Source organism: Aquaspirillum soli (assembly GCF_054781915.1).
The window spans coordinates 18,799-29,775 of record NZ_BAAGTM010000021.1 but is presented as its reverse complement, the minus strand read 5'-3'; the positions used below and the strand labels follow the sequence as shown (position 1 = coordinate 29,775).

10 protein-coding genes are annotated in these 10,977 nt (G+C 47.2%); 5 read left to right on the top strand and 5 right to left on the bottom strand.

Features of this window, described 5'->3' with window-relative positions:
- Positions 1–363: 363 nt before the first annotated feature.
- From ACYVJG_RS12255 to ACYVJG_RS12235, 5 genes are all read left to right on the top strand, one after another.
- Complete coding sequence (locus ACYVJG_RS12255; protein WP_460431302.1) at positions 364–1,386, top strand: methionine ABC transporter ATP-binding protein; 1,023 nt, start codon at positions 364–366, stop codon at positions 1,384–1,386.
- The gene (locus ACYVJG_RS12250) at positions 1,383–2,045 is read left to right on the top strand and encodes a methionine ABC transporter permease (protein WP_460431301.1); all 663 of its coding nucleotides are present in this window, start codon (positions 1,383–1,385) and stop codon (positions 2,043–2,045) included. Before ACYVJG_RS12255 ends, ACYVJG_RS12250 begins: the two co-directional genes overlap by 4 nt.
- 12 nt (positions 2,046–2,057) lie before the next feature.
- A complete protein-coding gene (locus ACYVJG_RS12245; RefSeq protein ID WP_460431300.1) occupies positions 2,058–2,837 on the top strand; it encodes a MetQ/NlpA family ABC transporter substrate-binding protein in 780 nt (259 codons plus the stop codon).
- A gap of 227 nt (positions 2,838–3,064) precedes the next feature.
- Positions 3,065–3,439 carry a type II toxin-antitoxin system RelE/ParE family toxin gene (locus ACYVJG_RS12240; RefSeq protein ID WP_460431299.1) on the top strand — a complete coding sequence of 125 codons (375 nt, stop codon included), beginning with the start codon at positions 3,065–3,067 and terminating at the stop codon, positions 3,437–3,439.
- On the top strand, positions 3,432–3,749 hold the full coding sequence (locus ACYVJG_RS12235; RefSeq protein WP_460431298.1) for a helix-turn-helix domain-containing protein: 318 nt from the start codon (positions 3,432–3,434) through the stop codon (positions 3,747–3,749). The genes ACYVJG_RS12240 and ACYVJG_RS12235 overlap by 8 nt, the downstream gene beginning before the upstream one ends.
- Positions 3,750–3,883: 134 nt before the next feature.
- Here the strand turns inward: ACYVJG_RS12235 and ACYVJG_RS12230 are convergent, their stop codons facing one another.
- From ACYVJG_RS12230 to ACYVJG_RS12210, 5 genes are all read right to left on the bottom strand, one after another.
- The gene (locus ACYVJG_RS12230; protein ID WP_460431297.1) at positions 3,884–4,960 is read right to left on the bottom strand and encodes an HD domain-containing phosphohydrolase; all 1,077 of its coding nucleotides are present in this window, start codon (positions 4,958–4,960) and stop codon (positions 3,884–3,886) included.
- A gap of 10 nt (positions 4,961–4,970) precedes the next feature.
- Positions 4,971–6,920: a PAS domain S-box protein gene (locus ACYVJG_RS12225; protein ID WP_460431296.1), complete on the bottom strand. Its 1,950-nt coding sequence runs from the start codon at positions 6,918–6,920 to the stop codon at positions 4,971–4,973.
- A gap of 24 nt (positions 6,921–6,944) precedes the next feature.
- On the bottom strand, positions 6,945–8,579 hold the full coding sequence (locus tag ACYVJG_RS12220; RefSeq protein ID WP_460431295.1) for a methyl-accepting chemotaxis protein: 1,635 nt from the start codon (positions 8,577–8,579) through the stop codon (positions 6,945–6,947).
- A gap of 180 nt (positions 8,580–8,759) precedes the next feature.
- Complete coding sequence (locus tag ACYVJG_RS12215) at positions 8,760–9,407, bottom strand: response regulator (RefSeq protein WP_460431294.1); 648 nt, start codon at positions 9,405–9,407, stop codon at positions 8,760–8,762.
- Complete coding sequence (locus ACYVJG_RS12210) at positions 9,397–10,950, bottom strand: PAS domain-containing sensor histidine kinase (protein WP_460431293.1); 1,554 nt, start codon at positions 10,948–10,950, stop codon at positions 9,397–9,399. Before ACYVJG_RS12210 ends, ACYVJG_RS12215 begins: the two co-directional genes overlap by 11 nt.
- Positions 10,951–10,977 lie beyond the last annotated feature (27 nt).

Here is a 10,977-nt window from a genome sequence, read left to right as displayed (position 1 = left end):
GCCGATACTTCGGGCACCAGATCACATGGTAGGCCGTTTGATAGAAGTAATTACGTTTTGTGACGACATCGACCATGCGTCACAGTTTATACCACAGGGAGCGCTTCGCGCACCCGCAATTCCTCCCGCGATTGAAATCGCGGGTTTCCTTGCAGAGATTCTATGAAAAAATGGGGAAATTCTAGCCAAAAAGTGATGACCACTTGCCGAATCGCTTGCAGTACAATTGCCGCTTTACGTCTAATCCTTAGTGCAAAATTGTATAAAAAAAGCACTAATGAGCATTTTTCTGTCTTTAGCGACTCTGTTACAGTCTGTGCCGCACTGTGTGATCCGCGTGCGGCTTCTTTTTTTGGGTAGCTTATGATTCGTATCCGCAACCTCCATAAAACCTATCAAGTCGATGGGCGCGCCGTGACTGCGTTGCGCGACATCAACTTGGAAATTGGTCGGGGGGAAATTTTTGGCATTATTGGCCGTTCCGGTGCCGGTAAAAGCAGCCTCATTCGCACCTTAAATCTGTTGGAACGCCCCAGTAGCGGTCACATTGACATTGATGGTCAAGACATCACTGCATTAGATGCACAAGGTTTGGTGAAGCTACGCCAACAAACGGGCATGGTGTTTCAACATTTCAATTTGTTGATGGCTCGGACAGTGGAAGAAAACATTGTCTTTCCCTTGAAACTTGCCAAGAAAGCCATCGATCCACAACACATTCATCAGTTATTAGAACTGGTTGGCCTACAAGATCACCGCCATAAATATCCGGCACAGCTGTCGGGTGGACAAAAGCAGCGGGTGGGGATTGCGCGGGCTTTGGCAAATTCACCAAAACTCTTGCTGTGTGATGAAGCCACGAGCGCATTAGATCCACAAACCACGCAAGCGATTTTGCAACTGCTACTCGACATCAACCGCCGCATGGGGCTAACCATTGTGTTAATCACCCATGAAATGAATGTCGTCAAAAGCATTTGTGACCGTGTGGCGGTGATTGAAGCTGGTGAAATTGTAGAGATGGGCCCTGTAAGCGATATTTTCCTACATCCCGCCCACCCTGCAACGCAAAGTATGTTGGCGGAAAGCGGCGGTCAGCATGAAGCCGAATGGCAAGCGGCATTGGCGATGGCCCAAGGTGCGGTCTTGCGACTGAGCTTTACCGGTGCTACCACCCACCAACCGTTATTGCACGAACTCGCGCAACAGTGGGGCATTGCCTTCAATATCCTTCACGGCACCATTGGGCGAATTAAGGACACGCCGTATGGTCAACTGATTGTTGAAGTGGCACGAGCCAACACCGTTGATATCACCGCCTTACAAGACGCTTTCGCGGCACGCGGTGTTCGCACCGATATTTTGCAACAAAGGAAACGACCATGATTGAATTTGTGAATCTTGACCTTGCCGAACTGTGGCAGGGAACACAGGAAACGCTGATTCTGACCGGCGTTTCACTATTTTTTACCGTGTTATTGGGCTTGCCGCTTGGTGTCTTACTGTTTTGGTCAAGCAGCTCACAGCTACAAGGCCACAAAGGGCTGTATGGCGTTTTATCGTTGGTGGTCAATGTATTGCGGTCATTGCCTTTCATCATTTTATTGATTGTGATGATTCCGCTCACTGTGTGGCTCATCGGGACCTCAATTGGTGTCGAAGGCGCTATCCCGCCTCTGGTCGCCGCCGCCGTACCGTTTTTCGCACGGTTAGTGGAAAACGTGTTGCGTGATTTGGATAAGGGCATTATCGAAGCCTGCCAAGCGATGGGTGCTCAACGGTGGCAGATTTTATGGTTGGCTTTATTGCCAGAAGCCTTGCCGGGATTACTAGCCGCTATCACCGTGACTGCCATTAGTCTCGTTGGCTATTCGGCAATGTCGGGGGTGATTGGTGGTGGTGGTTTGGGAGATTTAGCAGTGCGCTATGGCTATCAACGCTTCCAAACCGACGTGATGGTGGTCACGGTTTTGATTTTGATTGTGTTGGTTCAGGTTCTACAGTGGGCAGGGGATAAAGCCGTTGCTCATTTCACTCGTAAATAAAGGATATTAAAAATGAAACGAATCAGTCTGATCGTGGCGAGCGTTGTCGCGGCTTTTGCTGTGAATGCCCATGCCGAAAAATTAAGTGTTGGCGCAACAGCCGTGCCCCATGCCGAAATTTTGGAGTTTGTGAAACCCAAATTGGCTAAAGAAGGCGTGGAATTAGAGGTAAAAGTCTTTACCGACTATGTGCAGCCTAACGTGCAAGTGGCAGAGAAAAAGTTAGACGCCAACTTCTTCCAACACAAACCCTACCTCGATACCTTTAATAAGAATAAAGGCACTTCGCTGGTGACGGTCACAGCTGTTCACGTTGAGCCTTTTGGTGCCTATTCTCAAAAGGTGAAAGCTGCTAAAGATTTGAAAGAAGGCGCGCGGGTGGCGATTCCAAACGATCCGTCAAACGGTGCACGTGCTTTGCTGTTGTTGCAAGCACAGGGTTTAATCAAGCTGAAAGATCCGAGCAATTTGTTGGCGACAGCAAAAGACATCACCGATAACCCGAAAAAGCTGAAAATCACTGAGTTAGAAGCAGCGACCTTGCCACGCATTTTGAATCAAGTCGATTTGGCTTTGATCAACACCAACTATGCTTTAGAAGCCAAGCTAGTGCCAACACGTGATGCGCTGTTTATCGAGGGGGCAAAATCGCCGTATGCCAATATTTTGGTTAGCCGCAGCGATAACAAAGACAGCCCTGCTCTGAAAAAACTGGCAACCGCTTTGACCGGTGCTGATGTCAAAGCATTCTTGCAACAGAAATACCAAGGTGCAATTGTGCCTGCGTTCTAAATCGAGGCTAATGGTGCGTCGCCCCTTTGGGGTGACGACACCCTACGAATCCCCGTAGCAGCAAAATACCACCGTATGCCACATCGAACCGCTTTGCCTTTGATTGGGTGGGGCGGTTTTTTGCATGTTGTATCAGCAGTTTTCTTGACTCTATTTCGCGAAACCACGCCACTTTAAGTATCATGCTTAGCGTGATACTATCATCACAATGTATGGAGTCATTCGCTTTGAGAGCTTTCAAAAACGCGTGGTTTAAGCGGTTTGCCCGCAAAGAAAAAATCTCAGATGAAGTTCTATGGGACGCAGTCGAGCGTGCAGAGCAAGGTCAGGTTGATGCTGATCTTGGTAGTGGTGTTATCAAACAGCGAATTGCCCGCTCGGGTCGCGGTAAATCCAATGGTTATCGCACTATTATTTTGTATTGCAAGGGCGATAAAGCCTTTTTTGTTTTTGGATTTCCTAAAAACGAGCAAGATAATATTCGTGAGGATGAAGAAACCCAGTTTAAGAAAATGGCCAAGCAAGTTCTTGCACTTACTGATGAACAGTTGCAACAGCTCGTTGCCAATGGTCAGTTTGAGGAGATTGTCAAAGATGCCTAAAAAATACCGTAGCGATGCTTTCGCTGCCATCCATGAAACAATGGAAGCTTTACACGAAATTGGTGCCGTCAATAAAAAAACGATGCGTGATTTTGATGAGGCATGTTTAACACCAATTCACATCATGGCTCCTGAAGAGATCAAAGCGATTCGTTTGCGTGAGCATATCTCACAACCAGTATTCGCTCGTTATCTTAACGTCTCTAAGAATCTTGTTTCAGATTGGGAGCGCGGTGTAAAAAAACCCGGTGGCCCAGCACTGCGGTTGCTTACTGTGATACAAAAAAAGGGACTGACAGCGATTGCTTAATCGCGATATTCCCATATCCACGCCCCGCCCTGCGTAAGACGGATTGTCCTAGCCAGCATACGTTGGATTACCGGTTGTTTGGCAAAACAACGCTCACTGTTCATGGTGCGTCGCCCTTTTGGGGTGACGACACCCTACAAATCCCCGTCGCTGTCTTCATCTGCATAACGCTGCCGAATGGCTAACACTTCGGGCAAAATGGCTAAGAAATACTCGACTAAATTGGGGTCGAAATGTTTGCCGGCTTGTTCTTTTAAGAAGTTAACAGCGTCATCAATCGGCCACGCCCGCTTATAAGGCCGTGTTGACGTTAGGGCATCAAAGACATCGGCAATCGCTGCAATTCGCCCTTCAATCGGAATGTCTTCACCCTTCAAACCACGCGGATAACCAGAACCATCCCACTTTTCGTGGTGCGACAACGCAATTCGGTAGGCCATCTGTAACAGCTCGTTATCATGGTGCTCTTCTAAAATACGGGCGCCAATCTCAGCATGCTGTTCCATGATGAATCGTTCTTCCGGTGTCAATCGCCCGGGTTTGAGCAAAATCGTGTCTGAGATGCCAATTTTGCCGACATCGTGCATCGGGCTGGCATAAAACAACAATTCACACTGTTTCTCATCCCATCCCAAACGCTTTGCTAACATACTGGCGGTATGGCTCATCCGCAGCACATGCGCACCGGTTTCGTTGTCGCGAAATTCAGCGGCCTTGGCCAACAGACGAACAATTTTTTGATGAGAACGATTTAATTCCTGCGTCCGTTCAGCCACCATTTCTTCTAATACCGCTTTGCGTTGTTCCAAAAAACGATGGGCTAAATGGGCTTCTAATAGATTACGTACCCGCGCCAACAACTCGATGCGGTGAAAAGGTTTGGTGATAAAGTCGCGTGCCCCTAAGGTTAACGCTTTCAACATAATGTCATGCTGTGCTTGCGCAGTTAGCATCACAATCGGTGCCAATAGTGGCTGATCGAGCGCAAACAGCTGTTCCATCACCGCAAAACCATCGAGATGCGGCATGTTCAAATCCAACAGAATTAAATCCACCCGTTGTTGCTGATAGGTTGAGGCCACTAAGCGCGGATCGGAAATGGCGGTGAGATGAACAAATCCTTCGCCCTGCAAAATTTTCTGCAATAGCTTCAGATTGGCGGGTTCATCATCCACCAATAAAATATGCGCTGATTTAATTTCTGGTTTCATCGCACATCCTTTATACAGACCTTTCCAGAAATTCATTGACTGTCCGTAAAAACAGACTGATATCCAATGGCTTAGTTAAGTATTCAGCAAAACCCGCTTGTTTACCGCGTTCAATATCACGCCGCATGGCGTTGGCGGTGATCGCAATTACGGGAATCGACGCCGTACGAGTGCGGTTTTTGAGCTCGGCCAGCACCTGATAACCATTCATCCCCGGCAAATTGATATCCAACAAAATCAAATCGGGTTGATGATGATGCGCTAAATCCAGTCCTAACGATGGGGTATGTGCGGTAAACAACGAAATATGGGGTAGGCGCGCTAAGGCTTGGGTCACCAGTTTGATATTGGCGGGGTTATCTTCGATATACAGCACTGTGTAGCGGCGTTGTTGTTTATCTGACTCAGCCTCGGCGGTAGCGGTGACGGCGGTATCGACCAGTTCTGGTAAAACCTCGGCTGGCAATTCAATCCAAAAATCACTGCCCTTGCCTAGCTCACTTTCAACGCCAATGTGTCCCCCCATCAACTCAACTAAGCTGTGGGTGATCACCAAACCAATCCCCGTCCCTTCAATCTCGCCATATTCTGCACCCAGTCGATTAAAGGGCCGGAACAGTTCTTTCATACGCTCAGGGGCGATACCATTACCCGTGTCTTGCACATGCAAGCGCAGGAAATGCCCTGATGCTGTTTCAACCGCCTCACCTTGAATAGATACTTTACCACCTCGGCGATTGTATTTAATCGCATTGGAAATTAAATTTAACAAAACTTGTTTTAGGCGAATATGATCAGCACGAACAACAAATGGCTCTGGCAAATAGACTTTAAGATTGACTTCTGATTTTTCTAATAAAGGGCGTAATAAGCTATGACATTCTTCAACCAGAACTAAGCAATCCACCGGCTCTATGGACAGCTCTACTTTTCTGGCTTCAACACGTGCCAAATCCAACACCTCGTTAATCAACTGCAATAGGTGGTGACTGGCCTTAATAATTTCATTTACATTATCGCGATTGTCTTCGCTGAGTTCATCATCCATTTCCATTAAAGACGAAAAACCGATAATCGCATTCATCGGTGTCCGCAGTTCATGACTCATCCGCGATAAAAATTCTGATTTTGCTTGGTTGGCTTCATTAGCTTGCTCAACTGCCTGTTCTAGTGCCTGCTGTCGTTCAATCTCTGCCGAATAATCAACAAACATATTAAATGTATTAGCCAGTTTGCCGGTATTGGGATCCATGATGGGGCATAAATTACTTAAGCTCATAAATTCCGAGCCATCTTTACGCATCAATTTTAATAGACCCGTCCAGCTTTTTCCTTCTGCTAATGTATTTAAAACCTCGGCTACTTTCTCTTCTTGCTGTCCAGCCGTGCCCACTGCAACAAAATCACGCCCTAACACTTCGCGGCTGCGATAACCCAATAGGCGCTCGTAAGCTGGGTTGACATATTGAATCCGACCTTCTGCATCTGATACCCGAATTGCCTGCTCTGTGGTTTCAACCAACCGCCGAAACACGCGTAATTTTCTCTCAGCTAATTTGGTATACGTAATATCAGTACGAATAGAAAGATATTGTTGTGGCAGGCCATTTTCATCTAAAAAAGGCACGATAGTTGAGCGTACCCAATACTCTTGGCCTTGTTTATTGAGATTGCAAATTTCGCCTTGCCATACCTTACCCGAGGCAATGGTCATCCACATTTGACGAAAAAAAGCAGTGGAATGTTCTGCCGATTTTAATAAGCGATGGTTTTTCCCAATCAGCTCATCACGAGAATAGCCACTGATTTCACAAAATTTGTCATTCACATCAATAATATCGCCAGCAGCATTGGCAATACTGACAATCGCGTGTTGATCAATGGCAAAACGGAGGTGGGATAAATACTCAATTTCTTGCGTAGAAAAGTTTTTTTTGCCATGTAATGTGGAATGTGGCACGAGATAACCTTTTTAAAAAATTTGTTACACAGAATATTGCTTAACCGCTTTTTCCATTCTGTGTACCATTTTGTTAAGGTGTTGTACGGTATCAGTTGTCAACTCCACGACTTTCATATTTTGTTCGGTCATGACTGCAATACTTTCGACATTTTCTGCCATTAAACTCATGGCCTGATTTTGTTCTTGTGCCGAGAGAGAAATATCACTCACCATCTGTGTGGTTTGCTGCATTTGCTGATTGATGTTGTGCAGATAATCTTGCGCTTGTTGCACCAACGATACGCCGCGCTCGACTTGCTCGGCGCCACCACGCATTCCATCTACAGCCTTGCCGGTTTCAGCTTGCACCGCTTGAATCATGCTGCTGATTTCTTCCGTTGCATTTGCGGTTCGTTCGGCCAGTTTGCGAACTTCATCCGCCACCACCGCAAAGCCCCGCCCCATTTCACCCGCCCGCGCCGCTTCGATGGCAGCATTGAGCGCCAACAAGTTAGTCTGTTCGGCAATTTCTTTAATGACACCGGTAATCCGAGAAATTTCCTCTGATTGTTTACCCAACTGTTCAACCTGCACTGCAGATTGTTTCACGGTATCGGCCAACGACAGAATCGTAGAGCAAGCTTGTTGTGATAACACCGCGCCCTGTTCAGATAACGTCGTTGCGCCAGCAGCCGAGTGACAGGTATGTGTTGCGCGGGTAGCAACTTCAGCAATCGACATGGTAATTTCTTCAATCCCAGCCGCAGCAGAGTTAGTCGCTTGGTTTTGCTGTTGTGCCGAGAATTGCACATGGGTCACGCCTTGACTGACATCCGCCGCAATCGAACGCACTTGGCGCGCCGAATCGGCCATACACTGTATGGTGGCTTGAATTGACGACACAAAACGGTCAATTTTGCGTGCAATCACCCCGACTGGATCTTGCCTTTTTAAATCAAAGCGCTGTGTTAAATCACCCGACAACAACAGCTGCTCTAAATAAGCTGTCAATAAGGCAATTTCCTTATTAAAGGTCGGGACAAAAACCACCAAGAAAAACAGCGCAATCAATAACGCCAATACCGATAACGGTAACAACAGCGTTTGCAAGCCGATGCTAGGGAAAAGTTGTTGTAGTAATACCAAACCACTTAATAAGAGAGAACTTCCCCCAATCAACCACGGTTGGACTTCCGAACAACAAAACACTGCCCAAGGCGAGCGCCGTGCAGGCACCACACGGCCATGAAATACGCGGATTGAACGGTCGCCTTTTAATAATTTTTCATAAGCCACCGTCGCTGCCTCGACCTCATGCCGTTCTGGGCAAGTACGCACGGACTGATAACCAACGATTTTGCCGTTTTCACGCACCGGCGAAGCATTCGCCACCACCCAGTAAAAGCCGCCGTCTTTACGACGGTTTTTTACCAGCCCGCGCCAAGGCCGCCCCGCCTTTAAGTCACGCCACATATCCTCAAATGCCTGTGGTGGCATGTCAGGATGCCGCACTAAGTTATGCGGCTGGCCTATCATTTCTTCACGGGTATAGGCACTGATGTCTGCAAAAGCTTGATTAGCTTCGACGATGATGCCCTTGAGATCGGTTCGGGAGTAAATGAACTGATCTTTTGGCAACAAGGTTTCGACCTGCGTTACGGGTTGGTTGACGCGCACAGCAAGCACTCCAATGACATGAAATTAGGGTGAATCAAAAAACCTATACAGGTTAAGCCATCATGCTGATTTAGGTATTTTTATGCACAACGTGACGCGGCGAATGATAGACAGACGCATCATGATCATCAATTAACAAAAACATGTATTAGCTATACAAATAAACGATTTGCTAGAAAATCAGTTAGAAACGATTTTTTTGCGTAAAGCGTACTTAGTTAACTCAGCAATCGAGGTTAAGCCGAGTTTTTGGCGAATATTGCGTCTGTGAACTTCTACTGTAGAAGGTGCAATGCCCATTTGCACGGCAATTTCGTGTGATCTTAGCCCTTGTGCTAACAGCGCCAGCACTTGACGTTCACGCCGGCCCAATAACGCTAATGGTGGATCAAGGTCGGAGGAAGAATGAGAAATGGCCGATGCCGCAAAGTTGTGTGCGACATCCGGGGATAAAAACCGTTCCCCACCCGCTACGGTACGAACGGCGGTAATTAACTCATCAGAGCCAGCGGATTTCACCACATAGCCCATGGCACCAGCTTGCAACATCTCATCAATAAAGATTTTTTCGGTGTAGCCAGACAACGCCAAAATTTTAATCAATGGCCTTTCCCGCGAAATATATTTCGCCAGTTCAATGCCATGAATGTCTGGTAGGTTAATGTCCAATACCAAGACATCTGGCTGGTATTGTTCTAATAACGCTAATAATTCTTTGCCTTGGCCTGCCTCGGCGATCACTTGAAAGTCGGCCTCGGCATTGAGGGGAATTTTCAAGGTTTCACGAAACATCTTATGGTCATCTGCAAGCATGATTTTAATGGTCATGTTTTTCTCCTTTCTGTTCTACGGGTAATTTGACGGTAACAGTCACCCCCTGTTGAGGTGCAGAGACCAAGCACATGCTGCCGCCTAAAAAGGTAATGCGTTCACGCACACTATTCAGACCAAAACCCGAGACACCACTTAAGGCCTGTTCTTGATTGGCAATGCCCCGACCGTGATCACTGACACGCAACAGCACTTGCTCACCATCAAAACGTAAACTGAGTTCAGCGTCATCGACTTCGGCATGTTTGGTGATATTGATCAGCAACTCACGCGCAATCCGAAACAAAATCACCGCTTGGGTATGCGAGAGGGTGCAATTGGGTTCTTCAATATCCGTGGTCACCGCTAGGCCATAGATATCCAACACTTCTTTTTCCAACCAACGTAGCGCGGCAGTCAAACCCAAGTTTTCTAACACCGGTGGGCTAAGCTGGGCAGTAAAGGAACGAACAAGGGTGCTGGCACGGTGCGTAAAAAGTTCTAATGCTGTTAGATTGTCTTTTTGTGCTGGAGTGACTGATTTTTTTAGCAATTCTAAACGAATTTTCATGATGTGCAGGATTTGTCCCAAATCATCATGTAAATCGCGAGCAATAGCACGGCGCTCACGCTCTTCGGCCAAGGTCGCCTCAATGGCCAACCGCCGTAGCTGCTCGGTTCGTTCGATGACCTTATTTTCTAAGGTGTCGTGGGCCTCTTGTAGCGCGGCTTCGGCTTGTTTGCGGGCGGTGATATCACGGCCTACCGATTGAATCTCAACCAAATGGCCACTGCTATCGAAAAAACCGTGATTGGCAAACTGCATCCAATGTTCTTGTCCATTGGCCGAATACACACGGTTTTCGATAATCACGACAGGGCAATGCGGCGACAACTTCTTCAGCTCAGCGGTAATCAACGGTACATCATCAGGGTGTGCCACCGGCTGCCATTTCCCTTGCATCAGTTCGGTCAACGACTTACCAAAAAAACGGCAGTAGGCTTGGTTGGCAAATAAAAACCCCCCATTTGGGTGCACACGCGAAATCAGCTCGGTCTGATCTTCAACCACAGCCCGATAACGTTCTTCGCTGGCTACGAGCGCAAGTTGTGAAATTTTCTGAGGTGAAATATCAAAGACAAAAACATAAAAGCCACGGACACCGTCAGGGTGGATGTCTGGGATATAGCTCACTTGGCCATAACGAACATGGCTACTATCAGGAGAAGGAATCGCTCGTTCAAAAACCTGCATCTCCCCGCGTAACGCAGCTTGGATGTGTGGGAGATTTTTGCGATAGAGTGCATCACCGAGGGCAAATCGAATATGCCTTCCAAATATATCATCTGGATCAACCCCAAACCATATCCGATATGCATTATTGGCGAAACAGTTTTTCAGATGGCGGTCCCAATATGCAATGGTCGCCGGCAACTGATTGAGTACCTTTGATAAATGTCGTCCCTGCAACAACGTCTGCTGCTGTCGTTGTGCATAGCGTTCACGAAAACGTGAACGAAGTTGAGACGAAAAAGGTCTGTTTAGCCGTTTTTCTCTCATGCCTTTAACATTGAAAGAGCCTAGTTA

Bases quoted from the DNA above. Each gene is read 5' to 3' on its own strand.
- ACYVJG_RS12255 (WP_460431302.1), top strand. From the start codon at position 364: ATGATTCGTATCCGCAACCTCCATAAAACCTATCAAGTCGATGGGCGC.
- ACYVJG_RS12250 (WP_460431301.1), top strand. From the start codon at position 1,383: ATGATTGAATTTGTGAATCTTGACCTTGCCGAACTGTGGCAGGGAACA.
- ACYVJG_RS12245 (WP_460431300.1), top strand. From the start codon at position 2,058: ATGAAACGAATCAGTCTGATCGTGGCGAGCGTTGTCGCGGCTTTTGCT.
- ACYVJG_RS12235 (WP_460431298.1), top strand. From the start codon at position 3,432: ATGCCTAAAAAATACCGTAGCGATGCTTTCGCTGCCATCCATGAAACA.
- ACYVJG_RS12230 (WP_460431297.1), bottom strand. From the start codon at position 4,960: ATGAAACCAGAAATTAAATCAGCGCATATTTTATTGGTGGATGATGAA.
- ACYVJG_RS12215 (WP_460431294.1), bottom strand. From the start codon at position 9,407: ATGACCATTAAAATCATGCTTGCAGATGACCATAAGATGTTTCGTGAA.
- ACYVJG_RS12210 (WP_460431293.1), bottom strand. From the start codon at position 10,950: ATGAGAGAAAAACGGCTAAACAGACCTTTTTCGTCTCAACTTCGTTCA.